We start from the raw sequence: 24,579 nt of genomic DNA on the forward strand, positions 1-24,579 counted from the left end.
GTTCAAGATCAAAAGATCGCAGCCTCGTTTCACTCGTCAGCTCCTACAAGGGATCTTTGCTCCTCCTCAGCGCCGGCTCTGCTGCCACGCTGCCGCCAATCCGCTGCAACAGATCACCGCAATACCAATCACCGTCAACCCGCTCGGGGTGTGATTGAACAGCAGCCAGCCCAACAATCCGGCAAAGACGATCTGGCAATAGCCGAACGGCGCCAGCAAGGCTGGTGCGGCGTGACGGAAGGCCTGGGTCAGGAACAGATGCGCCGTCATCCCGCAGCTGCCCAGCGCCAGCATCAGCGCGGCGTGAGTCCACGTCGGCACCTGCCAGAAGAACGGCACCAGCGCGCTCATCACCAGGGTATTGCACAGCCCGGCAAAGAAGTTGCTGGTGGTCGGGCTGTCCACTTCGGCGAGCTTGCGCGTCAGCAGTTGGTAGAAGCAGAAGAACAGCGCCGAACAGAACGGCAGCAGGATCGCCGGGGTGAACAGTTCGCCGCCCGGGTGGACGATGATCAACACGCCGATGAAGCCGCAGATCACCGCAATCCACTGCCCGCGCGTCACGCGTTCCTTGAGCAACGGCACCGATAACGCCGTCACCAATACCGGCGCGAGAAAGTTGACCGCCGTGGCTTCGGCCAGCGGGATGTACAGCAGCGCCGTGGTGAAAAACAGGCTGGTGCCGAGCAGGCACAGGGCACGGGCGAGCTGCCATAACGGTTTTTTCGTGCGCAGCACACGCAAGCCGGACTGCGGCAGGAAAATCCCCGCCATCAACAAGGTGTGCACCACATAGCGCGCCCACACCACCATCACGATCGGATAAAAACCGGAGAGGTATTTCGACAACGCGTCGTGGCTGGAAAACAGGAACGTCGCCACGACAATCAGCAGAATCCCCTTGAAGGGCTGGTTGACACCGGAGAGCGGGGTGCTGACGGTCATTGGCAATCTCTGAAAAAAAATCCGGGCGAGCGTTCGCGCTGGCGGCAATCGTTGTGGCAATCATAGTCGGCTGAGCTTTCAGCAACCGCACAGGTTGCACTCTTCTTCGCCGGGAAACCGCCGCCAGGCAAAACCGTGACGCAAGATTCCCGCCACTTCGGCGCCCGGCCAGTGTGCAACATCACAGACTGCCGTCGAAACAGCGGGTTCATGAATTCGACGGAAGAAATTCCACTCGGGATTGAATTCACGGCCCGCTCGACCGTCAATACCAGGCCCGCACCATGTGGGCGCGTGTGCATGGACGGACGACCGGACTGGCGCCACACTCACACAGCGGCAACACTCATCACCAGCAGATTCATCACCGGCAATAAAAGAGGATTCCCACATGCTATGGAAAAAAGGCCGACGCAGTGACAACGTCGTCGACGCCCGGGGTGATGATGCCGGCGGTGGCGGCGGCATGCGCTTCGGTGGCGGCAAGGGCCTGAGCCTGACCGCCATCGTGCTGATTGTCGGCATCGGCTGGCTCACCGGCCAGGACCCGATGCAGATCCTCGGCCAGTTGACCGGGCAGATGGACCAACCGGCGCCCTCCTCGCAAACCCGTCAGGCGCCACCGGCCAATGATGAACAGGCCGAATTCGTCCGCTCGATTCTCGGCGACACCGAAGACACTTGGGGTCCGATCTTCCAGCAGGCCGGACGCCAATACAAAGACCCGACATTGGTGCTGTTCAGCAATCGAGTGAACTCCGCGTGCGGCATGGCCACTTCTGCCACCGGCCCGTTCTACTGCCCGGCCGACCAGAAGGTCTATCTGGACATGGCCTTCTTTCAGGAAATGTCGCAGCGCTTCAAAGCCGCCGGCGATTTCGCTCAGGCTTACGTGATTGCGCACGAAGTCGGCCACCATGTGCAGACGCTGCTGGGCGTCTCGGCGAAGATGCAGGCGGCGCGTCAGCAAGGCCGGCAGATGGAGGGCGACGGCGGCTTGCTGGTTCGTCAGGAATTGCAGGCCGACTGTCTCGCCGGCGTCTGGGCGTATAACGCGCAGAAACGCCTGAACTGGCTGGAACCGGGCGACATCGAAGAAGCCTTGAACGCCGCCAACGCCATCGGCGATGATCGCTTGCAGCAACAAGGTCAGGGCCGTGTGGTGCCGGACTCGTTCACCCACGGTACGTCAGCGCAAAGGGTGCGCTGGTTCAAAACCGGATTCGCGCAAGGCCAGGTAAGCCAGTGCGACACCTTCGCGGCGAAAACCCTGTAAATGCATAAATGGCTTGTGGCGTTACTGTTCATCGCCGGCACCGCGCAAGCGGCCGGCGTCGATGCGATCAGCCCCGGTCGCCTGCAACTCAAGGCCGGGGAAATGGCGGTGGGCATCGGCCCGGCACCGGAGAAGATCGAGCGGGTGCTGATCGTCATTCACGGTCGCCTGCGCAACGCCGAGACCTATCGCAAAAGCGCGGAAAGCGCCGCCGAACTCGCCGGGCAGACCGCGCACACGCTGGTGATCGCTCCGCAGTTTCTCAATGAAAGTGACGTCACCCTGTATTCCTTGCCGCCGACGGTGCTGCGCTGGCAGGGCAACGAGTGGATGGGCGGCGGCTTGTCCACCGGGCCAAATCCGCTGAGCTCCTACGCGGCGCTGGATGAAATCGTCGCGCGGGTCAGCGATCGCAAACAGTTTCCGGACGTGAAGCAGATCGTGATTTTCGGCCACTCCGGCGGTGGTCAGGTGGTGCAGCGTTACGCCCTGCTGGCCAAGGATCAGCCGGCGCTAAAGGCCAACGGTATTCGCTTGCGCTACGTGGTGGCCAATCCCTCTTCTTATGCGTACTTCAACGAGCAACGGCCAGTGGCGTTCGATCACGCGCAATGTCCTGGCTTCAATCGCTGGAAGTACGGTCTGGCGGACATGCCGGTGTATGCCGGCGGGCAAACGCCGTTGCAGATCGAGAGCGCTTACGTCAAACGCGAGGTGATTTATCTGCTCGGGCAGCAGGACGTCGACCCGGAACATCCAGCGCTGGACAAGAGCTGCGCGGCCGAGGCGCAAGGGGCTTACCGGTTGATGCGCGGGAAGCTGTATTTCGGTTATTTGCTGCGTCGCCATCCTGAGGGGGTTAATCAGCGGCTGGTGGAGGTGCCTGGGGTCGGGCATGACGGGGATGGCATGCTGACTTCTGCGGAGGGGCAAAAGGCGTTGTTTGATCAGTGAGTTTTCTAATGAATCCACCGGCCCCTTCGCGAGCAAGCTCGCTCCCACATAGCTCTATGACATGCACAAAATATGTGTGCACTGAAGATCCAATGTGGGAGCGAGCTTGCTCGCGAAGGGGCCGGCTCAGGCGACGAAGATGTCAGGCAAACAGCATCCGCCGCAACTCGACACAATCCTTCGCATGCCAATCCGTCAACTCCGGCCACGGGTTATCCGGCAGATTCACCAACACCGTCCGCGCCCCCGCTGCTCGGCCGCAATCGAGATCAAAGCGGTAATCGCCGACCATCACCATGTCACTAGCCGGCACTTGCCAGGCTTCGGCCAGTTTCAGCAAACCGCCCGGATGCGGCTTTGGCGGTGCTTCGTCGCGACCCAGCACATCCTCGACCGCAAAGCAGTCGGCCAGGCCGATCGCCTCCAGCGTCACGTGCGCCAGCTCCCGCGCATTACGCGTGAGAATGCCGAGGCGATAGCCGCGCGCATGCAGGTCGCGCACCAGCTCAACCGCGCCGGTGGCCGGGGTCGAGCCCAGCGCCAGATCGCGCTCATGCTCGAGCAACCAGGCATGCTTGGCCGCTGCTTCATCCGCTGGCAATGCAGCGAGATGGGTGAGGATGTCGTCCTCTGGCGGAATCGCCAGCGCCACGCGAATCGCCGCGAAATCATGCACGGCGACGGTCAGCGTGCCGTCCATGTCGAACACCCAATGACGAACCTCGGTCAGGCTCATGCCCAGTCCTTGCGATGGCGGATCAGACCTTCCTGAGTCACCGAAGCGACCAGTTGCCCGGCGCGGTTGAACACGCTGCCACGGGAAAAACCACGGGAGTTGCCGGCCCACGGACTGTCCATCGCGTAGAGCAACCAGTCATCGGCGCGCAGGTCGTTGTGGAACCACAGCGCGTGATCGAGGCTGGCGACCTGCATGTCTTTCTGCCAGACCGACTTGCCGTGGGGCAGCATCGACGTGGTCAGCAGGCCGAAGTCCGAGGCGTAGGCCAGCAGGTATTTGTGCAGCGCAGGAATGTCGGCCAGGGCGCCGTCGGCGCGGAACCACACATATTTGATCGGATCGGCCGGTTGCGGGTTGTACGGATCCTTTTCGGTGACCGGGCGTACTTCGATCGGTTTCGGGCACAGCAGTTTTTCACGCATGTGCTCGGGAATCAGGTGCGCACGCTGCTGGATCAGTTCCAGCTCCGAGGGCAGGTTTTCCGGGCCGACCACCGCCGGCATCTGGCCCTGATGCTCGAAGCCTTTTTCGTCGTACTGGAACGAAGCGCTGCACGTGAAGATCGGGTGGCCCTTCTGGATCGCCGTCACACGGCGAGTGCTGAAGCTGCCGCCATCACGCACGCGATCAACCGAATAGACCACCGGCAACTTGGCATCGCCCGGGCGCAGGAAATAACCGTGCAGCGAGTGCACATGACGCGCCTCTTCCACCGTCTGACTGGCCGCCGACAGCGACTGGCCGAGCACCTGACCGCCGAACAACTGGCGGAACCCCAGATCCTGGCTGCGACCACGGAACAGGTTTTCTTCGATCGGTTCCAGGGTCAGCAGATCGACCAGATCTTCCAGCACTTGGCTCATTCAGACTCTCCTCACACAAAGCAATGGCCGCGCAGTCTTGGCTGCGGCGGACGATTCAGGTTCTGGCACGGGCCAAATACGATGGCGGCCATTGTAAACGTCCGTGTCGGCTTATTCATGCAAGGTTTGCAGCCATTGTTCGCGGCTGATGCGATACAGGACATGGCGGCGCAACGGGTGATCGAGCGCAAGCTTGGGGTGATCGAAATCATCCTGCGGATCGTGATGCATGCCGATCGCCTGCATGACCTTCTCCGACTGCGCATTCTGCCCGGCGGTAAACGAGACGATTTCCTCCAGTTTCAATTGGTCGAAACCCGCGCGCAGTGCGGTCCACGCCGCTTCGCTGGCGTAACCCAGGCCCCAGTGTTCCTTGGCCAGCCGCCAGCCGATCTCCACCGCCGGGGTAAACGGCGCATCGAAGCCGACCACGCCCAACCCGGTGAAACCGATGAACTCGCCCGTGTCCTTGCGCTCCAGCGCCCACAGGCCAAAGCCATGCTCGGCAAAATGCCCGCGCACGCGGCCGATCAGCGCGGCACTTTCGAGCCGGGTCAACGGCGCTGGAAAGTAGCGCATCACCTGTGGATCTGCGCACATCGCGGCGAATGCCGGCAAATCCTCGTCCTGCCACTGACGCATCAACAAACGCGCGCTTTGCAGCTCCAGTATCGGCTCCATCGTCCCCTCCATTTCCATGCCGTTGAGTCTACATCGCTGGTAGGATCGTTCATTCTTTCCCTGGTTCTGCGCGAAACAAGCCATGCCCTTGCCGTTGATCTACCACGAAGACTACAGCCCCGAGTTTCCCGCGGATCACCGCTTTCCCATGAACAAGTTTCGTCTGCTGCGCGATCACCTGGTCGACAGCGGCCTGACCCGCGACGCCGACCTGCTGCGTCCGCAGATCTGCCCCAACGACATCCTCGCCCTCGCCCATGACCGCAGCTATATCGAACGCTACATGAGCGGCGAGTTGTCTCGCGAAGACCAACGGCGCCTCGGCCTGCCGTGGAACGAAGCGCTGGCGCGACGCACGGTGCGCGCGGTGGGCGGCTCGATCCTTGCGGCAGAGCAAGCCCTTGAGCATGGCCTGGCCTGTCATCTGGCCGGCGGCACCCATCACGCTCACTACGATTACCCCGCCGGGTTCTGCATCTTCAATGACCTGGCGATCATCAGCCAGTACCTGTTGCAGAGCGGCCGGGTCAATCGCGTGCTGATCTTCGATTGCGACGTGCATCAGGGCGACGGCACCGCGCGGATTCTGCACGACACGCCGGAGGCGATTACCGTTTCCCTGCACTGCGAGAAGAATTTTCCCGCACGCAAGGCAGAAAGTGACTGGGATATTCCGCTGCCCAAAGGCATGGGTGACGCCGATTATCTGCAGGTCGTCGATGACACGCTCAACTACCTGTTGCCGCTGTATCAACCGGATCTGGTGCTCTACGACGCTGGCGTTGATGTGCACAAGGACGATGCCCTTGGTTATCTGCAATTGACCGACGAGGGCGTAGCCGAGCGCGATGAACGGGTGATGCGCCATTGCCTGGGCCGCGACATTCCGGTGGTCGGGGTGATCGGCGGCGGCTACAGCAAGGATCGCCACGCCCTCGCCCGCCGCCACGGCATCCTCCATCACAGCGCGCAACGGGTCTGGGATTCACACGGCTGTCATTGAAACGTGCTGCGTTACCCACAATCGCTGTGGAACTGCCTGTGGATAACCCGTAGGAGCTGCCGAAGGCTGCGATCTTTTGATCTTGCTGAAAAATCCACAGCAAAGATCGCAGCCTGCGGCAGCTCCTACAGAGGGCTCGGCTGTTAGAATGCGCGCCTTGTTCCGCCATACCGCAGCGCACGCCCATGACCCAGAATTCCGCCCCCGCCAACACCCACGTCGCCATCATTGGCGGTGGCCCCGCCGGCCTGATGGCCGCCGAAGTGCTGAGCCAGGCCGGAATCCGCGTCGACGTGTACGACGGCATGCCCTCGGTCGGGCGCAAGTTCCTGCTGGCCGGGGTCGGCGGCATGAACATCACCCATTCCGAAGCGTACCCGGCATTCCTCTCCCGCTACGCTGAGCGCGCACCGCAAATCGCCCCGCTGCTGCGCGGATTCGATGCTGATGCCTTGTGCCAGTGGATTCACGAACTGGGCATCGAAACCTTCATCGGCAGCTCCGGCCGCGTATTTCCCACCGACATGAAAGCCGCGCCACTGTTGCGCGCCTGGCTCAAGCGCCTGCGCGACAGCGGCGTGGTTATCCACACCCGCCATCGCTGGCTCGGCTGGGACGCAAGCGGTGCACTGCGCATCGCCAGCCCGGAAGGCGAAATCAGCGTAAACCCCGACGCCACCCTGCTCGCCCTCGGCGGCGGCAGTTGGTCGCGCCTGGGCTCGGATGGCGCGTGGATGTTGCCGCTGGAGCAGCGCGGCGTGGATCTGGCACCGTTGCAGCCAAGCAATTGCGGCTTCGAGGTGCAGGCCTGGAGCGAGCTGATGGTGAGCAAATTCGCCGGCGCACCGTTGAAAAACATCGCCATCGGTTTGAACGACGACCTCCCGCGTCTGGGCGAATGCGTGATCACCGCGACCGGCATTGAAGGTAGTCTGATTTACGCACTCTCGGCGCCGATTCGCGAGGCGATCAATGGTTATGGCGCAGCGGTTATCCACATCGACCTGCTGCCCGGCCGGCCTGTGGATAAATTGCAGGCGGCGCTGAGCAAACCACGCGGCTCGCGCTCGATGGCCAAGCATCTGCACAGTCAGGTGGGGATTGATGGAGTTAAGGCAGCGTTGTTGCGCGAGCTGACCGATGCCGAAACCTTCGGCGATCCGGCGCTGTTGGCGCGAGCGATGAAAGCGTTGCCGCTGACTCTGGTGAAAACCCGTCCGCTGGACGAAGCGATCAGCAGTGCCGGTGGCGTAAGGTTCGAAGCGATGGATGAGCGCTTGATGCTCAAGGCGCTGCCGGGGGTGTTTTGTGCGGGCGAGATGCTTGATTGGGAAGCGCCGACGGGAGGGTATTTGCTGACTGGGTGTTTTGCAAGTGGGCGGGCGGCAGGGTTGGGAATCGTCCAGTGGTTCAAAAGCAGCAGCAAGTTCTGAGCTGCAAGCAGCAAGCCGAAGCAAAGCGCTTCTAACTTGCAACTTGCAGCTGAACGCTCGAAGCTGCTTTCAGGGTTTGCGCTTGCGCGGTCCAGTATTGAACACCGGCACTTTGCGCACTGGCTTGATCGATGGCTCCGGTGCCGAGGTCTCGCCGCTGTCGACCCACTTGCCCAGATTGCGTTTACCACCGCCACCGCCCGACGCTTTCGGCTTCTTCGGTTTTTTCGGCTTCTTGATCACCTGACCGCTGGCATCGGTGTCCGGCACGCGGTGCTCGGGTTCGAAATCCGGTTCGTTCTGGCGCTTCAGGTTCTGCCGCGTCAGCATTTCGATCGCCGAGAGCATGTTCACTTCATCGGCACACACCAGCGAAATCGCCTCACCGGTGGCACCCGCGCGACCAGTCCGACCGATGCGGTGAATGTAATCCTCGGCGACGATCGGCAGATCGAAGTTGACCACCAGCGGCAGATCTTCGATGTCCAGACCACGGGCGGCGACGTCGGTTGCGACCAGAATCTGCACTTCGCTGAGCTTGAACCGGTCCAGCGCGCGCTGGCGCGTGGCCTGCGGTTTGTCGCCATGGATGCCGTCAGCATTCACACCGAGGCCCTGAAGTTTTTCCACCAGCGCATCGACGCCGTTGCGGGTCTTGGCGAACACCAGCACCTGCTTCCACTTGTTCTTGCGCATCAGGTGCACGAACAGTTCAGCCTTGCGCTTCTTGTCGACGGTGACGATCCACTGCTTGACCGTGTTGGCGGCGACGTTGCGCGGGCTGACTTCGACGCTCAAAGGATCATTGAGCATCTGCCCGGCAAGCAGGCGGATGTCATCGGAGAAGGTCGCGGAGAACAGCAGGGTCTGGCGCTTTTTCGGCAGCATGCGATAAATGTTCGCCAGTTCTTCGGAGAAGCCCAGGTCGAGCATACGGTCGGCTTCATCCAGCACCAGCGTTTGCAGCTGATTGAGTTTCAGCGCGTTCTGGCGGAACAGGTCGATCAAACGGCCGGGTGTGGCGACCAGCACATCGACGCCGCCGCGCAGCTTCATCATCTGCGGGTTGATGCTGACGCCGCCATACACTGCGTAAGTACGCAGCGGCAGGTTTTCCGCGTACTGGCGCACGGCTTCGTGGACCTGCTCGGCCAGTTCGCGGGTCGGCACCAGAATCAGCGCACGCGCCGAGTTGGCGGTGACTTTCGGCCCTTCCATGGCCAGCAACTGCAACAGCGGCAAGGCGAAACCGGCAGTTTTACCGGTGCCGGTCTGGGCCGCTGCCATCAGGTCGCGGCCGGCCAGCACCGCCGGAATGGCTTGCGCCTGCACCGGCGTCGGGGTCTGGTAGCCGAGCGTCTCGAGGGAGCGCAGCAAGGGTTCGATCAGGCCAAGGGAGGCGAAAGTCATGGGAGTACCGTAGGAAAAAATGACGCGGGGATGCAATGCCGCGCAGTTTACCCTAATTCGTACGCGCTTCCGTCGGAACGGCTTTCGCCTCTTCCACGGGTGGCTGCGCAGGTCGACGCCACTGCGGCAGGCTGATCAGCAGCACCGCGCTGATGATCACCAGCATCGCCAGCGCTTCTTCGATGCCGATGGTCTCGCCGACAAACACCACGCCGAGCAACACCGCCACCGCCGGGTTGACGTAGGCATAACTGGTCGCCGCCGCCGGGCGCACGTGTTTGAGCAGATACATGTAGGAATTGAAGGCGATGATTGAGCCAAAGAAGATCAGATAGGCCAGCGCCAGCCAACCCTCGAGCGGCGGCATGGCTTGCAGGTGCTCGCCGCTCAGCGCACTGCCGATCAGCAAGACCATGCCGCCGACGAGCATTTCCACAGCGCTGGCCATGGCCCCCGCCGGCAATGGCAGGTATTTGCTCCACACCGAGCCGAACGCCCAGCTCGCCGCCGCGAAAATCAGCAACATCGCACCGAGCGGGCTCGATTGCAGGTTGGAACCCATATTGAGCATGGCGATGCCAATAATCCCCAGCGCCACACCGGCCCATTCCAGCCGCGTATTGCGCGCGCCCCAGAAGTAGCCGAACAACAAGGTGAACAGTGGCACCGTCGCCACCGCCAACGCAGCAACACCGGAAGCCACACCAGTGTGCTCTGCCACGCTGACCGCGCCATTACCAAAACTGAGCAGCAGAATGCCGACCAGCCCCGCCGCTTTCCACTGCGCCCAGGTCGGCGCAGGAGCACCGCGCCAGCGCAGCCAGGCGTACATCAAGCTGCCGGCAATGACGAAGCGCACCCCGGCCAGCAACAGCGGCGGCCAGTATTCGACGCCAATGCGAATCACCAGATAGGTCGACCCCCAGATCACGTACAACGCAAAAAACGCAGCGATCAACGGCAGGGAAAAACGGCGCAAGGCAGGCATGGTCAGCTCGACAGTCAGGCTCGGTGGATGGATTATTCTAGAAAGGCTTCCGCGCAAAAATAAGTTACAAAACCTGTTTTTCGCGCCGGTACACTTTTGCATGAAAGCAACTGAGACCGCCAAGGCCCTTGTGGGAGCGAGCCTGCTCGCGAAGGCGGTGCATCAGCAGACATCCATCCTGGATCGTTCCCACGCTCCGCGTGGGAATGCCTCAACGGACGCTCTGCGTTCGGCTTTGAAAGGGACGCGGAGCGTCCCGGGCTTCATTCCCACGCAGAGCGTGGGAATGATCGTCGGAGTACCCGGGATCAGCGATAACGCTGCAAATGCTCGCCCACTTTGGCGGCAGGGACTTTCTGCAATTTGCACAACAGGTCATGATTCAACTCGCGCACCCCGTGCTTGCCGCGCAACTCTTGCGCCAGATGCGCCATCAGATTGGCCGCCATCTCCGCATCGGCCATGGCCCGGTGAGCCTGGCCGGTATGCGGCAACTGCGCGAAAGTGGTGAGCGTGCCGAGCTTGTGATTCGGCGCCGCCGGCATCAGGCGCCGCGCCAGCAGCAGCGAACAGGCGAAATTCTGCAGGCGTGTGCGCTTGATCCGCCCCAGTTCGAAATCCCAGAATTTCTGGTCGAACGAGGCGTTGTGCGCCAACAGCGGCGTACAACCGACGAACTCGTTGACCTCTTCCATCACCCGCTCGGCCGGCGGCGCGGTGCGCAGCATGGCGTTGCTGATGCCGGTCAGTTGCTCGATGAACGCGGGGACGCGAACCCCAGCGTTCATCAGGCTCTGGTAACGCTCGACGATGCGGCCGTTTTCCAGCATGACCACGGCGATTTCAGTGGCGCGGCAGCTGCTGTTCGGCGACAGGCCGGTGGTTTCAAAGTCGATGACTGCAATGCGTTCCAAACCGGGGTGTACTCCGTCCAAATCTATTGTTCAGCTCAGCTCTTGAGCAACAGTGCGCCTTCGATCGGCACGTAGCGGCTGGCGGCGCGGATCAGCGAGTTGGCGGTCAGGCCAGGGACGCCGTAGGCCACCGCTTGCACACCGTGCTTGTTGATAATGCGTTCGAGCAGCATGTCGAAATCGCCGTCACCGGAGGCCAGCACCACTTCGTCGACATGGTCGGCGGCGTCCATGATGTCCAGGGTAATGCCGACATCCCAGTCGCCCTTGGCCGAGCCGTCGCTGCGCTGGATGTAGGGCTTGAGCTTCACGGTGAAACCGAGGTTGCGCAGGATCTGCTGAAACTGCTGCTGCTTGCTGTCGCCACGGTCGATCGCGTAGGCGTAAGCCTCGACGATCTGCCCGTTCTTGCTGATGTCGGCCCACAATGCGGCGTAGTTGAAGTGGCAACCATAGGCCTGACGCACGGTGTAGTAGAGGTTCTGCACATCGGCGAACACTGCGATTTTTTTCACCGGAGTTCCTGTGAGCGCGCAAGCGCACGAAGCGGGGTCAGGCGATCAGGCCTGAAAAAGGCGCTCAGTATGCCAGCCAAGAGAAAGATTCAGCGAATAATCACCGGCTGGCGCCGAGGTGTCCCTGACAAACGGTGTTGTGGTGAGGGGATTTATCCCCGCTGGGCTGCGGAGCAGCCCCGCTTTTCCTGATTAAAGCGAGGACTGCTGCGCAGCCCAGCGGGGATGAATCCCCTCACCACAGTGTCTATGTCAGCCTTCAGAGGCTATGCCAGCCTTCAAAGACGATGTCAGACAAAGGAGTCGTCGTCATCGAAGAACGACGAATTGTCGCTGCTGTAATCGGCATCGCTGAAACCGCCCTGGTCATTGCCAGAAAAACCGTTGTCCGCCACGCGCTGATCATCGCCCCAGCCGTTGTTGCTCTGGTCGGCGACCTGCGCCGGTTCTTCCTTGATGACCTCGACGATTTCTTCCGGTTGCTGATTGTGGTGGAACAGGCTGCTGATGCCCTGCGCCAACATCACACCACCGGCCACGCCCGCAGCGGTTTTCAGCGCGCCGCCGAGGAAGCTGTTGCCGGCCGCCGGGGCTGCCTGCTGCGCATAGTTGGGCGGCGCGCTGAAGCTCTGTTGCGGTGCCGGAGTCTGGTAGCTCTGCTGCGGTGCCGGTTCACGCCAGCCGCCGGAGGACGACGGTGCGGCGCTCTGGCTCGGCGCCGGACGCGAATTGCCGCCACCAAAAATGCTCGACAGGAAGCCACCGCCACCGCTCGCCGACGGAGCGCCACTCTGGGCCTTGGCCGATTGCAGTTCGGCCTGCAGACGCTGGACTTGCTGAGTCAGTTGCTTGTTCTGCTCATCGAGGCTTTTCAGCGCGGCCTCTTGCACCAGAATCGCCTGGGTCATGAAATAGCCTGCCGCCGGTTGGCGCGTCAGGTGTTCCTTGATCCGCGCCTCGGCCTGGGCGTCGCGCGGGGCTGCCTCCATCTGGGCCTGTTGCAGCCGGGAAAACAGTCCATCGATCAGGGTTTGCTCTTCGCTGTTCATGGCGACCTCGTAGATTGCCGGTAATAACGTGCCCGCGCCCACTCTGGGCGGGCTGCTCTCCTGTAATGGAGACAGTGACAAAACGTTTCAATGGCCTTTACCGAATGTTTACGTTTGTGTCGGGCTGCGTTGCATCGGTTAAAGTGAGCCACTGTTTTCGACCTGCGATACCGACTGATGAATGCCCTCGAAGTACTGCGCGACTCTTTGTATTTTTTCAAACGCCATCTGGGCAGCATCGTGCAGTTGTGCCTGCCGCTGGTGATTGTCGAAGCTTTCTTGCAGCAGGCGGTCGATCACGCCGCCGGGCCGGATACCTTTGCCGGGGTCAGCATCATCGTCGGCCTGCTGGTGTATCCGCTGTACACCGCCGCGCTGATCCTGTTTCTCGATGCACGCAGCCGTGGCGAGTCGCCGCGCAACCGTGACCTGCTGGCGATGGCCGCCACCCTGTGGCCGCGCTTCGCGGTGCTGACCGCGCTCAATACCTTGCTGATTCTGCTTGGTCTGTCGTTGTACTTCCTGCCGGGCCTGATGCTGATGGTCATGCTCGCCTTCGCCGAATACCTGCTGGTGCTGCGCGGCCTCGGACCGTTGCAGGCGATGAAGGAAAGTCTGCGCCTGACCCGTGGGCACTTCTGGCGCATCCTGCTGTGCATTCTCTGCGTGATGACCCCGTTGTGGCTGCTCAAGGGCGCGACGCTGGCGGTGTACCCCGAACCGCAGAATCCGCTGATTGCCGGGCTGATCGACAGCGCCCACAGCTTCCTGCAACTGTTCACCAGTGTGGTGCTGTTCCGCCTGTTCATGCTGATCAGCGAATTGCCTGACAAACGTAACGGCGCAGTCTGACCGCGCCGTGCTTGGGCTTCGTCGCTGCCGTCAGGTATGCTCGGGGCCACTTTCTGTAACGCTATAAGCCGAGCCATGACCCGTCTGCCGCGCTACACCCTGCTCCTCGTCATCCTCGCCGTCGTCCTGTTCGGTGTGCTGCTGTTCAGCCTGACCTGGCGCCCCGATGCCCGCGAAACCCTGCCGGTCAGTTGCAGCACCACGGCGCCGACGCTGGTGCCCGGGCAAGCACTGAAAGTCATGACCTGGAACGTGCAGTTCCTCGCCGGCAAGCGCTACGTATTCTGGAATGACCTGGCTCAGGGCGACGACGAAGCGCCGACCGCCGAAGACATGGCCTTCAGCCTCGACGAAGTAGCGCGGGTGATCCGTGACGAACAACCGGATGTGGTGCTGTTGCAGGAGCTCGACGACGGCGCCAAGGCCAGCGATTACCAGAACCAGCTCAAACTGTTGCAGGAACGCGTCGCCGACCTGTATCCGTGCAGTGCCAGCGCCTTCGACTGGAAAGCCGATTTCGTCCCCGAGCCACATATCTACGGCAGCGTCGGCCGCCAGTTGGCCACGCTGAGCCGCTATCGCATCGAACACGCCGAACGCCTGCAACTGCCCGTCGCCCCGAGCAACTTCATCAGCCGCCAGTTCCAGCCCAAAGACGCTTTGCTCGCAGTCAAACTGCCGCTCAGCGATGGCGGACAACTGACCGTGTTCAACACCCACTTGCAGCGCGCCAGCCAGGCGGACGGCAATGTGCAGGCGCAAGTGGCTGCCGTGGCCAAAGTCCTCGACAAATATGAAAGCCAAGGCCTGCCGTGGCTGATCGGTGGCGATTTCAATCTGTTGCCGCTGGGCCAGTATCGACGCCTGCCGGTCGAGCGCCGCACGCCCTATTCTGCCGACAGCGAACTGCATCTGCTGTGGGACAAGTACCCGATGATCCCGACCAACAACGAGGCCGGCGGTATCGATCGAGCCAAATGGCTGACCCATTACCCCAACGACCCCGGCCTCAACGGCCCGGATCGCACGGTGGATTATCTGTTCTACAGCCCGAAGCTCAAACGCCTGCAAGCGCAGGTGCGGCAGGACGATACCTTGCGCATCTCCGACCATTTGCCGGTGATTGCGCGGTTCCTCCTGCCCGCTGCGCCCTGAGCGCTTTGCCCTTATAAGCCGGGCGGAACGTAACCCGGAACATAGCGGACATTGGCGCACTTGCCGTGCAGTATTCGCCCGTCTTCGATCAGGAACTGGGCGATCTTCTTCTGTTGATTGATCTTCGCCTGCAACTTGCAGGTAGAACTGTGGCCGACCTGTTGGTAGTGCTCGGTGTACACCATGCCATTGCCGGTATGGGTCATCGAAGTGCCGGCCGCTTCGGTGGAGGTCCAACTCGCGGACTTGTGCCAGGTCAGTACGGCCAAGGGTTCGCCGTTCGGGCCGGTTTCCTTTGCCATCGAGTCGGGCGTGCCGAACAGGTCCAGGGCTTCCTGCATATCACGGCCTTCCCAGCGGCTTTGCGCGATAGTGGAACAGCCGCTCAAGAGCAATCCTGCCAGCAGGGTTGCCAGCCATAAACGTGTGTAGGTCATTGGATGCCTCGGCTTATTTCTTCAGTTCGAGCAGGCTGTCGATGTTGTCCATCATCTGGCTCTTTTGCTGAATCGGCGCGAGCTTGAAAAACATCTGCTGCAGCATCTCGATCATCTGCAGGTATTCCATCTTGCCCACGGCGGCCATGTCGTTTTTCGCGCGACTGCCCGGCGCACAGGCAAACTTCAGCGCCTGCTGGACCCAGAACTCTTTCGGGGTCTGCCATTGGTTGGCAACTTTCAGATGACGCATGGTGTAGGCGAGACGCTCGATGGACTGGCCATTGATGAAACGCACCTTGCCCGTAGAGCATTGGGCTTCGAGGTTATAGACGTCGATCATCGGTTTGCCCGGCTCTTCATAAACCAGAGTCACCGCGACCATGGTTGCGCCTTTGGTTTTCTGCGAAGGCACCACCGACGTCGCATCGGCGACGTACATGATGTTTTTCTGGGGCACGCCGTTGCCGTAGATAATCCACCAGTCGCCAATCGGATTGGGCTCTTCGGCCATGGCCGAACTGGAGGCGGCCAATAGCGCAGCCGACAAGAAGATCAACTTCCTGAGCTTTAAGAAAGAGGTCATGGGCAGTTCCGTTCCTTGGGCGCAAGTTGCCAGGCAACAAGGCTGGTTATTGTTCAGGCGGCGATTTTGCGAGCCGGAACAAACAAGGGCAATTAGCACGGATGGGCTAATGGCGCGCAGCCATTGCGGGTCAGGTGCCGCGTGGTTTCGCCCGCGCCGTGGCTTCGGCGACCAAGGGATCGTCCGGCCAATAGTGCTTCGGATAGCGCCCCTTGAGATCCTTCTTCACCTCGGCATAGGTGCTGCGCCAGAAGTTGGCCAGGTCCTGCGTGACCTGCACCGGCCGCCGCGCTGGAGACAGCAGATGCAGCTTGACCACTTGCCGGCCGCCGGCGATCCGTGGCGTATCGGCCAGACCAAACAGCTCTTGCAAACGCACCGCAAGAATCGGCGGATGTTCGCTGTAATCCAGACGAATCGATGAACCCGACGGCACGCTCAAATGATGCGGCGCCAGTTCGTCGAGTTTCTGTGGCAGCGGCCACGGCAGCAGATTACGCACGATGCTCGACAGGTCGAGGTTGGCGAAATGGCTCAGCCGCGAGACCTTGCCCAGATACGGCAGCAACCAGTCTTCCAGGGTATTCAACAATGCCGCATCGCTGACATCCGGCCATTGGCTGTCGTCCTGAGTGTTCAGATCGAGCTGACGCAACAGCGCCACCCGCGCCTGCCACTGGCGCAGTTCCGGGGTCCACGGCAACAACTCCAGACCCTTGCGCCGCACCAGATTGACCAGCGCCTGACTGCGCGCGTTTTCATCCAGACCGGGCAACGGTTCGCGGCTGAGAATCAGCTCGCCGACCTTGCGCTGGCGCTCGGCACGCAGCACGCCTTCGCGTTCATCCCAATCGAGTTGATCGACGCTGCGCACTTGTTCGGCGAGCACCGAATCGAACAGCGCCGGATCGAAATCCGCCGCCAGATAGATGCGTTCTTCGCGCTGGCCCTGACGGCTGCCGAGGTCGGCGATAACGATCCACTCATGCTTCATCAAGCTGTCGGCCTCAGCAAACAGCGCCGCGCGACCGTTGGCCAAACGGTATTCGGCGCCACCGGCACGTCGTTGCTGGGCGACGCGATCCGGGTAGGCCAGCGCCAACAGCGCGCCGAGCCAGCGCGGATGCTCGGGATCGTTTACCGGTTCGCTCGGCTTGCCGCGCAAGTAGCCGCGATACTGCCGAGCCAATTGCCGGGCGCGTTGCACCCCGCCCTGCGCGCCACGACCGGTACGTTCTTCGCCGGAAAGCAGAACCAATCGGCTGTGCAGATCCGCACCAGCGCCGCGCAGGATATCGCGCTCGCCGAGCAGCGCCGCCACATCGCAGGCCATCGCCGCCAGCCCCAATGCCTGACCGCGCAACAGCAAATGCGCGATGCGCGGATGCGCCGGCAGTTCGGCCATGGCCTGGCCGTGGGCCGTCAGCGTGTCGCCGTGCAAGGCGCCGAGGCGTTGCAGCAGATCCTGCGCTTGGGCATACGCGGCGGCGGGCGGTATGTCGAGCCAGACCAGTTCGCCCGGGGTCACGCCCCAGCGCCCCAGTTGCAAAGCGAGGCTGGCCAGATCCGCCGAGAGAATTTCCGCGCTGCCATAAGCCGCCAGTTGTTCGTGCTGATCCTGTGACCACAAGCGATAACACACGCCCGGCTCCAATCGCCCGGCGCGGCCGGCACGCTGGGTGGCGCTGGCCTTGGAGATGCGTTGGGTGTCGAGGCGGGTCATGCCGCTGCCCGGATCGAAACGCGGCACCCGCGCCAATCCGGCATCGATGACCACGCGTACGCCGTTGATGGTCAGGCTGGTCTCGGCAATGTTGGTTGCCAGCACCACTTTGCGCTGACCGGGCGGCGCCGGGTCGATTGCCGCGCGTTGCGCATTGAGGTCGAGTTCGCCGTGCAACGGGCACAGCAGAACGTCTTTGCGCTCGCCGATTGCGTCGACCAGTTGCTGATGTACGCGACGGATCTCCGCCTGTCCCGGCAGGAACACCAACAGGCTGCCGGTCTCGTCGTGCAGCGCTTCGAGTACGGTTTGGGTAACGCGCTGGTCGATGTATTCACCCGGTTGGAACGGCCGGCCCCAGCGCATCGTCACCGGGTACATGCGCCCTTCACTGCGCAGGATCGGCGCGTCATCGAGCAAGCCGGCCAGGCGCTCGCCTTCGAGGGTGGCCGACATCAGCAGAATCTTCAGCGGCTGTTCAGCGCGAAACAGCTCGCGACCGTTCAGACTGAGCGCCAGCGCCAGATCGGCGTCGAGACTGCGTTCATGAAATTCGTCGAAGATCAGCAGACCCACGCCTTCCAGCGCCGGGTCGTCCTGCAAGCGCCGGGTGAGGATGCCTTCGGTGACCACTTCGATACGCGTCTTCGGGCCAACCTTGCTGTCGAGGCGGATGCGATAGCCGACGGTTTCACCGACCTGCTCGCCGAGCTCGCTGGCCAAACGTTCCGCCGCTGCGCGCGCGGCCAGACGCCGAGGCTCAAGCATGACGATGGTCTGCCCGGCCAGCCAGGCTTCATTGAGCAAGGCCAAAGGCACGCGGGTGGTTTTACCGGCGCCGGGCGGTGCTTCGAGCACGGCTTCGTGGCGTGACGCGAGGGCTTCACGCAGGGCGGGTAAAACATCGTCGATCGGCAAAGAAATCATGCTGGCTCCCAAACAGAGGGCCGAGTATAACGACGAACTGTCTGACGTTCGTCAGGGTCTTAACTTCACAAGACGAAGCTTCGTTATTTGATGACTCAGGAGACACTTCCATGCGCTTACCCTCTCGCCTGATCGGCGGTGTTCTGGTTGCCACTCTGCTCACGCAACTGTCGGCGTGCGGTTCGATTTTCTACCCGGACCGGCGTGGCCAGATCGACGGCAAGATCGACCCGGCGATTGCCGTGCTCGATGCCGTCGGCCTGCTGTTCTACATCATTCCCGGGCTGATCGCGTTTGCCGTCGACTTCGCCACCGGGGCGATCTATTTCGAACCGGGCCACACCGCGCAGATCGATCCGGCCAAGCTCAAGCAAGCCATTGGCCCGGATGGACAGGTCGACAATCACAAGTTGCAGGCGATTCTCGAGAGCGAGCTGGGAAGAGACTTTCCTCTGGATGATCCGCGCCTGATCCAGCACAAGGGCAGCACTCAGCAACTGGCGATGTTCGGCCTGCAACCCGCTGCTTGAATAAGGACGTTCAATGACCTCCAGCCCCGAACACGCCCGCCTGCTGCGGCTGGCGACCCGCACCTCGGTGGCGGTCGCCTGCACGCTGATCGTCGCCAAGGCGATTGCCTGGTGGCTCAGCGGATCGGTGAGCATGCTCGCCGGCCTCACCGACTCGGCGCTGGATGGCGTCACTTCAATGCTCAATCTGCTGGCAGTGCATTACGCCTTGCGCCCGGCGGATGATGATCACCGTTATGGCCACGGCAAAGCCGAATCGTTGGCGGGCATGGCCCAGGCGTTGTTCATCGGTGGCAGCGCGGTGCTGATCGCGTTTCAGGCCTACCAACGCTTGCAGACGCCGGAACCGCTTGGCGCACCGTGGCTGAGCATCGGTGTGATCGTGTTTTCCCTGCTGCTGACGGCCGCGCTGCTGATGCTGCAACACCGGGTGATCAAGCAGACCGGCTCCAACGCCGTACGTGCCGACTCGCTGCATTACCGTTCGGACCTGCTGCTCAACGGCAGCATCCTCATCGCGCTGGTATTGGCGGGAATGGGTTTTGCGCAACTGGATGCGTGGTTCGGCCTGGGGATCGCCGCGTACATCTTCTGGAGCGCAATCCAGATTGCCCGGGAAAGTTTTTCGGTGCTGATGGACGAGGAACTGCCGACCGATGTCAGTCAGCACATGCTCGAACTGGCATGCAGCGTCCCCGGCGTACTGGGTGCGCATGACTTGCGCACGCGTATCTCGGGCAACCACTGGTTCGTGCAATTGCACCTGGAACTGCCGGGCGAACTGACCCTGTCAGTCGCCCATGGCATCAGCGACCAAGCGGCGGCGGCAATACACAAGGCTTATCCGAGAGCCGAGGTACTGGTCCACGCCGATCCTGTAAAAGCAGCCACAAGCGACAAGCCTCTAGCTTCAAGCTTGTAGCTCGTAGCTTGTAGCTTGTAGCTTGCAGCTTGCAGCTCGTAGCTGCCCCTATCTGACCTGATAACCGCGGCTGCTCAGGCAGTTGCCCTGCGCCTGGCGATAGGCCTGAACCACTTCGGGCGCCGGTTGGTAGGTCGCGGTGCGCGGGTCGAAACCGCTTTGCTGCACCGCGTACTGCGAGCACTGGTAACCGTCCTGCTGCACCTGCTGCGGTGACTGGCCGTTGGCCGGGTAGGCTTCGACGTCATAGCCCTGAGCTTGCGGCTGCGGCGGTTGCTGCAGCGGCGGCTCGACCACCACGTAATCCTGCGTCGCCTCTTGATAGGCGTAATACGAGCCGGCGGCGAGGAACAGCAGCGAGCCGCCGATCCACACTTCACGGGCGTAATCCGGCAAATACTGGATGCGGATCCCGCGCGGTGGTTGCACGACGATGTAGCGTGGGCCTTGCGGGCGATACCAATAGCCACCGGAATAGAAGTAATCCTGACCGCGATACGGCACGCGGTAATCACGATCCGGGAAACGGTCGATCACATGGCCTGGACGATACTGCGGGCCAGGACCCCAGCCATTGCCATGACCGTTCGGCCGTCCCGGCCAGCGGTTGTCATCGGGACGCGGCTGCGTCTGCCATTGCTGATTGTGGTAACCGTTCTGCGGGCGCTCGTCGCGGTAGTAACCCTGACGCGGTTCCTGGGTCTGGCGCACGGCGTCGGGTCGCGGCTGGATCGGCAGGTTGTTGCCCGGCTGGCGAGGCGGTTCTGGACGATCATCGACACGGTTGCGGTTCTGCCATTGACCGTCATTGTTATGCGGCTGGCCGTTGTGCTCGAACTGACGGCTGTTGTCGCCACGGATGATCCCGTCGTTCTGCGGCCCGTTGCCCGGCCCACGATTCTGCGGCTCATCGGCCAGCGCTTGCGCACTGACACCCACACACAGCAAACCAACACCGGCCAGACGCCAGATGCGCGAATTCATGCTTTTCCTCACTGCGGGAGCCTGTCGTTGGCAGGGCTTGTTGCTGAGACTCGAAACAGCCCCACCGGGTTCTGCAACAGGTTATCAGTCGCGCGACTTATTTATTGAGGCGCCAAGATGAAATCGCAGGCAAGAAAAAAGGGAGACCCGTCGGCCTCCCTTCTGGAGAACTTCGTCCTGGCTCGACGCTTTTGACGTCGGCTCACCTCACCCCGTCTTCTGGACAGTGTGCAGCTCGGGGGCCGGCACATCCCCGGTGGGGGTGGCGGCCGCGGCAGGCCTGATTGGGCGGGCCGCGTGGACTGTGTTACCGAGCAGTGATTCTGGTGATAAGAATAGGCCTGAAGCCGCGACAGAGGATTGCGAAAATTGCTCAATTAAACACTGCTTGCGCAATTTTTAACCCTGGATAGATAATCCGCCGCAATAGTTACGACCAAGGACAGATTGATGAGCAAACTTGACCGGTATGACCTGAGTATTTTGGCGGAATTGCAGCGCGACGCCCGTATCTCCAACCAGGAACTGGCCGAGCGCATCGGTCTGTCGCCCTCGCCTTGCTCGCGCCGGGTCAAGCAACTGGAAGACGATGGCTATATTTCGCGCCAGGTTGCGCTGCTCGATCGCAAGATGCTCGGCTTGAGCCTGACCGCGTATGTGCTGATCGGCATGGACCGGCACACCCCCGAGCGCTTCGAGAATTTCGAAGCGGCAATCCGCACATTGCCGCAAGTGCTGGAGTGCAGTCTGGTGACCGGAGTGGATGCCGACTACCAGTTGAAAGTGGTGGTGCCGGATATGGATCACTACCAAAAATTACTGCTGGGGCACCTGACCCGGATCGAGGGGGTCACCAGCGTGCGGTCGAGTTTTGTGCTGAATCAGGTGCTCAACAGCACCGAACTGCCGCTGACTCATTTGCGTAGCTGATATCGCTTTCGCGAGCAGGCTCGCTCCCACAGGGGAATGCATTTCAACCTGTGGGAGCGAGCCTGCTCGCGAAGGGGCCGGCACAGGCGACGCAGATCAATGCCCCGCCATCCGCCCTTGGCGTATACTCGCCGCCGCCCTTTCAGCCCTGTCCGCGCCGGAGATCGCCAATGGATCCAGCACTGTTCGAAGAGTGGATGATGACCGGTCTGGTCAGCATCCTGATCATTTTCATGGGTTTCATCGTCTGGGATCTGGCGAAGAAGTCCAAGGCCGGGCGGTTCGGCTCGTTCATTCTGTTTTTCGTGCTGGGCCTGGGCGTGGCCGCGTTCATCATCAAGAGTGTGGTGATCGGCCTGATCGAATCCGGCGCCTTATAAGCGCGCTGGTACTTCCTGCCACTGGCCCTGATCCAGCCCTTCAATGGTCCAGTCACCAATCCTGACCCGCACCAGCCGCAAAGTCGGCAATCCGACCGCTGCCGTCATGCGCCGCACCTGACGGTTGCGCCCTTCGCGAATCACCAGTTCTAGCCACGAAGTCGGTATGGTCGCGCGAAAGCGTACCGGCGGATTGCGCGGCCACAATTGCGGCTCAGCCAGTTGCCGCGCTTCGGCGGGCAGAGTCATGCCGTCATTCAGCTCGACGCCATCACGCAGGCGCTGCAACTGCTCGGCCGTCGGCTCGCCCTCCACCTGCACCCAATAGGTCTTGGCCAGTTTGTGTTTCGGATCGGCGATGCGCGCCTGCAACTGGCCGTCGTTGGTCAGCAGCAACAAACCTTCGCTGTCACGATCCAGACGTCCGGCCGGATAAATCCCCGGCACATCGATGTAATCCTTGAGTGTCGCCCGCCCTTCACCGTCGCTGAATTGCGTCAGCACATCGAAGGGTTTGTTGAACAGGATCAGTTTCGGCTCGGCCGGTGGTGCCTTGGCAACACGGCGCGGGGCAGAAGACTGAGGCTTCACGCCGGGACGGCGGGAAGGTGGACGCGGGGGACGGGACATAAGAGACAGAACATTTAGCGATCAGGGCTGACAATGCTAGTGCCCCGACCGCCAAATGACCACGACTAACCGTTAACGGAACGGCGGCTCGTCGAAGCTGCGCAGTTTGCGCGAGTGCAGCGAGTTGAGTTCGGTACGCAGCAGATCCACCGCTTCGATGCCGATTTTCAAATGCTGGCTGACCGCACGCTCATAGAAGGCGTTGGCCGAGCCCGGCAGTTTGATTTCGCTGTGCAGTGGTTTGTCCGAAACGCAGAGCAACGTGCCGTAAGGCACACGCAGGCGATAACCTTGCGCTGCGATCGTGCCGCTTTCCATGTCCACCGCAACCGCGCGGGACAGGTTGATCAGCGGCCGCTCCTGAGCCCAGCGCAGTTCCCAGTTACGGTCGTCGTAGGTCAGAACCGTGCCGGTGCGCAGGCGCTTCTTCAGATCGTCGCCCTTCTCGCCGGTGACATTCGCCGCCGCCTGCTGCAGAGCAAGCTGCACTTCGGCCAGTGCCGGGATGGGAATATTCGGCGGTACCACGCGATCGAGAATGCCGTCGCGGCGCATGTAGGCGTGAGCCAGCACGTAGTCGCCGATGGTCTGCGACTGACGCAGGCCGCCGCAGTGGCCGATCATCAGCCAGCAATGCGGGCGCAGCACGGCCAGGTGATCGGTGATGTTCTTGGCGTTGGACGGGCCGACACCGATGTTGACCAGCGTCACGCCGTGGCCATCGCTGGCGATCAGGTGATAGGCCGGCATCTGGTAACGGTGCCAGACCACACCGGCGGCAATCGCCGAGGCTTCGCCGTGGTCCATGCTCTTCTCGATGATCACGTTGCCCGGCAGGACCATGCGCACGAAACGCGGGTCGCGGCGCAACTGCTCCAGACCATGAACGATGAACTGGTCGACGTAGCGATGATAGTTGGTCAGCAGAATCCACGGCTGCACATGGCGCCAGTCACTGCCGGTGTAATGCACCAGCCGGCGCAGCGAGAAATCCACGCGCGCGGCGTCGAACAGCGCCAGTGGCAGCGGATCGGTGTTTTCCCAGTCGTAGAGGCCGTCGGCAATGCCATCGGTAGCGGCGGACAGGTCAGTACTCGGGAACACCCGCGCCAGCACGGCTGCAGTGACGCCGGAACCGGCCAGTTCATCGCCCTGCTCGACCACGTACGGATACGGAATGTTCTGCTGGCTGACGCCGACTTCGACGGTCACGGTGAAGTCGTGCATCAACGGCGTCAGTTGTTCGAGCAGGTATTTGCGAAACGCCGCCGGGTGGGTGACGGTGACGCTGTAAGTGCCCGGCAGCTGCACCTTGGCGTAAGCGCGGGTGGTCTGCGGCACTTCGCCCTGGCAGTGGTAGGTCAGACGCAGTTCGGGATAACGAAACAGGGCACGCTGTTCGGCGTCGGGCTCGACGCGGTCCTTGAGGTAACGCTTGAGGGCAGAATTCAGCGCAGTGGTGGCCCGCTCATGCAGCTCGGCCAGACGATCCACGGCTTGTTCGGCGGTTTGAACGACAATAAACGCTTCGGTCACGATCAGCTTCCTGTGTTCTGACTTGCAGAGCTTCATCTTGCCTGCATCGTGGACGCACGGGAACAGTGGCGTTGTGGGTGTACCGAAATCTTTCAGGTAACCCGAATCCCTGTGGGAGCTGGCTTGCCAGCGATGAGGCCGTCACATTCAACATCGATGTTGACTGACAGACCGCCATCGCTGGCAAGCCAGCTCCCACAGGGTTTTGTGGTGTCGG

The 24,579-nt window shown here is 61.8% G+C and carries 25 protein-coding genes; 10 read left to right on the forward strand and 15 right to left on the reverse strand.

From position 1 onward, the window contains the following. Window positions 1-66: 66 nt before the first annotated feature. Window positions 67-945, reverse strand: coding sequence for a DMT family transporter (locus D8U60_RS21225; protein WP_016773077.1), 879 nt, complete (start codon window positions 943-945; stop codon window positions 67-69). A gap of 391 nt (window positions 946-1,336) precedes the next feature. Between D8U60_RS21225 and D8U60_RS21230 the strand changes: the two genes are divergently transcribed. Continuing rightward, window positions 1,337-2,221: a neutral zinc metallopeptidase gene (locus D8U60_RS21230; RefSeq protein ID WP_041477755.1), complete on the forward strand. Its 885-nt coding sequence runs from the start codon at window positions 1,337-1,339 to the stop codon at window positions 2,219-2,221. Continuing rightward, window positions 2,222-3,175, forward strand: coding sequence for an alpha/beta fold hydrolase (locus D8U60_RS21235; RefSeq protein WP_130900856.1), 954 nt, complete (start codon window positions 2,222-2,224; stop codon window positions 3,173-3,175). A 142-nt stretch (window positions 3,176-3,317) separates the two neighbouring features. Here D8U60_RS21235 and D8U60_RS21240 read toward each other — a convergent pair whose 3' ends face one another. The 3 genes from D8U60_RS21240 to D8U60_RS21250 form a co-directional block, all read right to left on the reverse strand. Further along, entirely contained in the window at window positions 3,318-3,911 is a 594-nt protein-coding gene (locus D8U60_RS21240; protein WP_016773074.1) for an HAD family hydrolase, read from the reverse strand. After that, window positions 3,908-4,777: an acyl-CoA thioesterase II gene (tesB, locus tag D8U60_RS21245; RefSeq protein WP_016773073.1), complete on the reverse strand. Its 870-nt coding sequence runs from the start codon at window positions 4,775-4,777 to the stop codon at window positions 3,908-3,910. The genes D8U60_RS21240 and tesB overlap by 4 nt, the downstream gene beginning before the upstream one ends. Before the next feature lie 111 nt (window positions 4,778-4,888). After that, window positions 4,889-5,458 (reverse strand): GNAT family N-acetyltransferase, encoded by a 570-nt coding sequence (locus tag D8U60_RS21250; protein ID WP_024014420.1) that lies wholly within the window; start codon window positions 5,456-5,458, stop codon window positions 4,889-4,891. Between the two features lie 82 nt (window positions 5,459-5,540). Between D8U60_RS21250 and D8U60_RS21255 the strand changes: the two genes are divergently transcribed. Beyond that, on the forward strand, window positions 5,541-6,461 hold the full coding sequence (locus D8U60_RS21255; protein ID WP_130900857.1) for a histone deacetylase: 921 nt from the start codon (window positions 5,541-5,543) through the stop codon (window positions 6,459-6,461). Between the two features lie 185 nt (window positions 6,462-6,646). Next, entirely contained in the window at window positions 6,647-7,894 is a 1,248-nt protein-coding gene (locus D8U60_RS21260; RefSeq protein ID WP_130900858.1) for a TIGR03862 family flavoprotein, read from the forward strand. Between the two features lie 69 nt (window positions 7,895-7,963). On the opposite strand, the gene D8U60_RS21265 is transcribed toward D8U60_RS21260, so the two are convergent. The 5 genes from D8U60_RS21265 to D8U60_RS21285 form a co-directional block, all read right to left on the reverse strand. Beyond that, on the reverse strand, window positions 7,964-9,304 hold the full coding sequence (locus D8U60_RS21265) for a DEAD/DEAH box helicase (RefSeq protein ID WP_024014423.1): 1,341 nt from the start codon (window positions 9,302-9,304) through the stop codon (window positions 7,964-7,966). A 52-nt stretch (window positions 9,305-9,356) separates the two neighbouring features. Further along, a complete protein-coding gene (gene yedA, locus D8U60_RS21270) occupies window positions 9,357-10,292 on the reverse strand; it encodes a drug/metabolite exporter YedA (protein ID WP_130900859.1) in 936 nt (311 codons plus the stop codon). 308 nt (window positions 10,293-10,600) lie between these two features. After that, window positions 10,601-11,206 carry a 3'-5' exonuclease gene (locus D8U60_RS21275; RefSeq protein WP_024014425.1) on the reverse strand — a complete coding sequence of 202 codons (606 nt, stop codon included), beginning with the start codon at window positions 11,204-11,206 and terminating at the stop codon, window positions 10,601-10,603. A 35-nt stretch (window positions 11,207-11,241) separates the two neighbouring features. Continuing rightward, window positions 11,242-11,721 (reverse strand): NYN domain-containing protein, encoded by a 480-nt coding sequence (locus D8U60_RS21280; RefSeq protein ID WP_056790604.1) that lies wholly within the window; start codon window positions 11,719-11,721, stop codon window positions 11,242-11,244. Window positions 11,722-12,011: 290 nt separating this feature from the next. Beyond that, entirely contained in the window at window positions 12,012-12,770 is a 759-nt protein-coding gene (locus D8U60_RS21285) for a DUF2076 domain-containing protein (protein WP_130900860.1), read from the reverse strand. A 177-nt stretch (window positions 12,771-12,947) separates the two neighbouring features. Here D8U60_RS21285 and D8U60_RS21290 point away from each other — a divergent pair, with 177 nt between their 5' ends. Both D8U60_RS21290 and D8U60_RS21295 read left to right on the forward strand, forming a co-directional pair. Continuing rightward, window positions 12,948-13,622: a YciC family protein gene (locus tag D8U60_RS21290; RefSeq protein ID WP_130900861.1), complete on the forward strand. Its 675-nt coding sequence runs from the start codon at window positions 12,948-12,950 to the stop codon at window positions 13,620-13,622. A 75-nt stretch (window positions 13,623-13,697) separates the two neighbouring features. Next, complete coding sequence (locus tag D8U60_RS21295) at window positions 13,698-14,777, forward strand: endonuclease/exonuclease/phosphatase family protein (RefSeq protein WP_130900862.1); 1,080 nt, start codon at window positions 13,698-13,700, stop codon at window positions 14,775-14,777. An 11-nt stretch (window positions 14,778-14,788) separates the two neighbouring features. Here the strand turns inward: D8U60_RS21295 and D8U60_RS21300 are convergent, their stop codons facing one another. From D8U60_RS21300 to hrpB, 3 genes are all read right to left on the reverse strand, one after another. Then, window positions 14,789-15,214 (reverse strand): hypothetical protein, encoded by a 426-nt coding sequence (locus tag D8U60_RS21300; protein WP_016773059.1) that lies wholly within the window; start codon window positions 15,212-15,214, stop codon window positions 14,789-14,791. Window positions 15,215-15,227: 13 nt separating this feature from the next. Continuing rightward, window positions 15,228-15,800 carry a hypothetical protein gene (locus tag D8U60_RS21305; protein WP_130900863.1) on the reverse strand — a complete coding sequence of 191 codons (573 nt, stop codon included), beginning with the start codon at window positions 15,798-15,800 and terminating at the stop codon, window positions 15,228-15,230. 130 nt (window positions 15,801-15,930) lie between these two features. Continuing rightward, the gene (gene hrpB / locus D8U60_RS21310; protein ID WP_130900864.1) at window positions 15,931-18,450 is read right to left on the reverse strand and encodes an ATP-dependent helicase HrpB; all 2,520 of its coding nucleotides are present in this window, start codon (window positions 18,448-18,450) and stop codon (window positions 15,931-15,933) included. A gap of 110 nt (window positions 18,451-18,560) precedes the next feature. On the opposite strand from hrpB, the gene D8U60_RS21315 reads away from it, so the two are divergent. After that, complete coding sequence (locus D8U60_RS21315) at window positions 18,561-18,980, forward strand: hypothetical protein (protein WP_016773056.1); 420 nt, start codon at window positions 18,561-18,563, stop codon at window positions 18,978-18,980. Window positions 18,981-18,993: 13 nt separating this feature from the next. Further along, complete coding sequence (locus D8U60_RS21320; RefSeq protein WP_130900865.1) at window positions 18,994-19,902, forward strand: cation diffusion facilitator family transporter; 909 nt, start codon at window positions 18,994-18,996, stop codon at window positions 19,900-19,902. A 48-nt stretch (window positions 19,903-19,950) separates the two neighbouring features. On the opposite strand, the gene D8U60_RS21325 is transcribed toward D8U60_RS21320, so the two are convergent. Further along, window positions 19,951-20,886, reverse strand: coding sequence for a DUF6515 family protein (locus D8U60_RS21325; RefSeq protein WP_130900866.1), 936 nt, complete (start codon window positions 20,884-20,886; stop codon window positions 19,951-19,953). Window positions 20,887-21,336: 450 nt separating this feature from the next. On the opposite strand from D8U60_RS21325, the gene D8U60_RS21330 reads away from it, so the two are divergent. Both D8U60_RS21330 and D8U60_RS21335 read left to right on the forward strand, forming a co-directional pair. Beyond that, window positions 21,337-21,816, forward strand: coding sequence for an Lrp/AsnC family transcriptional regulator (locus D8U60_RS21330; RefSeq protein WP_007909658.1), 480 nt, complete (start codon window positions 21,337-21,339; stop codon window positions 21,814-21,816). Window positions 21,817-21,986: 170 nt separating this feature from the next. After that, window positions 21,987-22,196 carry a DUF2788 domain-containing protein gene (locus D8U60_RS21335; protein WP_016773053.1) on the forward strand — a complete coding sequence of 70 codons (210 nt, stop codon included), beginning with the start codon at window positions 21,987-21,989 and terminating at the stop codon, window positions 22,194-22,196. Here the strand turns inward: D8U60_RS21335 and D8U60_RS21340 are convergent. Next, the gene (locus D8U60_RS21340; RefSeq protein WP_016773052.1) at window positions 22,191-22,826 is read right to left on the reverse strand and encodes a pseudouridine synthase; all 636 of its coding nucleotides are present in this window, start codon (window positions 22,824-22,826) and stop codon (window positions 22,191-22,193) included. The two genes, D8U60_RS21335 and D8U60_RS21340, sit on opposite strands and share 6 nt — an antisense overlap. 72 nt (window positions 22,827-22,898) lie before the next feature. After that, window positions 22,899-24,398 (reverse strand): AMP nucleosidase, encoded by a 1,500-nt coding sequence (gene amn, locus D8U60_RS21345; RefSeq protein ID WP_016773051.1) that lies wholly within the window; start codon window positions 24,396-24,398, stop codon window positions 22,899-22,901. Window positions 24,399-24,579 lie beyond the last annotated feature (181 nt).

Origin of the sequence: Pseudomonas sp. Sample_11, assembly GCF_004307505.1 — a bacterium.
GTDB lineage: Bacteria > Pseudomonadota > Gammaproteobacteria > Pseudomonadales > Pseudomonadaceae > Aquipseudomonas > Aquipseudomonas atacamensis.

Excerpts from the sequence above, each read along its gene's own strand:
- D8U60_RS21265 (WP_024014423.1), bottom strand. The coding sequence starts at position 9,304 with ATGACTTTCGCCTCCCTTGGCCTGATCGAACCCTTGCTGCGCTCCCTC.
- D8U60_RS21240 (WP_016773074.1), bottom strand. The coding sequence starts at position 3,911 with ATGAGCCTGACCGAGGTTCGTCATTGGGTGTTCGACATGGACGGCACG.
- D8U60_RS21290 (WP_130900861.1), top strand. The coding sequence starts at position 12,948 with ATGAATGCCCTCGAAGTACTGCGCGACTCTTTGTATTTTTTCAAACGC.
- tesB (WP_016773073.1), bottom strand. The coding sequence starts at position 4,777 with ATGAGCCAAGTGCTGGAAGATCTGGTCGATCTGCTGACCCTGGAACCG.
- D8U60_RS21335 (WP_016773053.1), top strand. The coding sequence starts at position 21,987 with ATGGATCCAGCACTGTTCGAAGAGTGGATGATGACCGGTCTGGTCAGC.
- D8U60_RS21250 (WP_024014420.1), bottom strand. The coding sequence starts at position 5,458 with ATGGAGCCGATACTGGAGCTGCAAAGCGCGCGTTTGTTGATGCGTCAG.
- amn (WP_016773051.1), bottom strand. The coding sequence starts at position 24,398 with ATGAAGCTCTGCAAGTCAGAACACAGGAAGCTGATCGTGACCGAAGCG.
- D8U60_RS21230 (WP_041477755.1), top strand. The coding sequence starts at position 1,337 with ATGCTATGGAAAAAAGGCCGACGCAGTGACAACGTCGTCGACGCCCGG.
- yedA (WP_130900859.1), bottom strand. The coding sequence starts at position 10,292 with ATGCCTGCCTTGCGCCGTTTTTCCCTGCCGTTGATCGCTGCGTTTTTT.
- D8U60_RS21255 (WP_130900857.1), top strand. The coding sequence starts at position 5,541 with ATGCCCTTGCCGTTGATCTACCACGAAGACTACAGCCCCGAGTTTCCC.
- D8U60_RS21330 (WP_007909658.1), top strand. The coding sequence starts at position 21,337 with ATGAGCAAACTTGACCGGTATGACCTGAGTATTTTGGCGGAATTGCAG.
- D8U60_RS21300 (WP_016773059.1), bottom strand. The coding sequence starts at position 15,214 with ATGACCTACACACGTTTATGGCTGGCAACCCTGCTGGCAGGATTGCTC.
- D8U60_RS21235 (WP_130900856.1), top strand. The coding sequence starts at position 2,222 with ATGCATAAATGGCTTGTGGCGTTACTGTTCATCGCCGGCACCGCGCAA.
- D8U60_RS21295 (WP_130900862.1), top strand. The coding sequence starts at position 13,698 with ATGACCCGTCTGCCGCGCTACACCCTGCTCCTCGTCATCCTCGCCGTC.
- D8U60_RS21320 (WP_130900865.1), top strand. The coding sequence starts at position 18,994 with ATGACCTCCAGCCCCGAACACGCCCGCCTGCTGCGGCTGGCGACCCGC.
- D8U60_RS21305 (WP_130900863.1), bottom strand. The coding sequence starts at position 15,800 with ATGACCTCTTTCTTAAAGCTCAGGAAGTTGATCTTCTTGTCGGCTGCG.
- D8U60_RS21285 (WP_130900860.1), bottom strand. The coding sequence starts at position 12,770 with ATGAACAGCGAAGAGCAAACCCTGATCGATGGACTGTTTTCCCGGCTG.
- D8U60_RS21225 (WP_016773077.1), bottom strand. The coding sequence starts at position 945 with ATGACCGTCAGCACCCCGCTCTCCGGTGTCAACCAGCCCTTCAAGGGG.
- D8U60_RS21315 (WP_016773056.1), top strand. The coding sequence starts at position 18,561 with ATGCGCTTACCCTCTCGCCTGATCGGCGGTGTTCTGGTTGCCACTCTG.
- D8U60_RS21340 (WP_016773052.1), bottom strand. The coding sequence starts at position 22,826 with ATGTCCCGTCCCCCGCGTCCACCTTCCCGCCGTCCCGGCGTGAAGCCT.
- hrpB (WP_130900864.1), bottom strand. The coding sequence starts at position 18,450 with ATGATTTCTTTGCCGATCGACGATGTTTTACCCGCCCTGCGTGAAGCC.
- D8U60_RS21260 (WP_130900858.1), top strand. The coding sequence starts at position 6,647 with ATGACCCAGAATTCCGCCCCCGCCAACACCCACGTCGCCATCATTGGC.
- D8U60_RS21325 (WP_130900866.1), bottom strand. The coding sequence starts at position 20,886 with ATGAATTCGCGCATCTGGCGTCTGGCCGGTGTTGGTTTGCTGTGTGTG.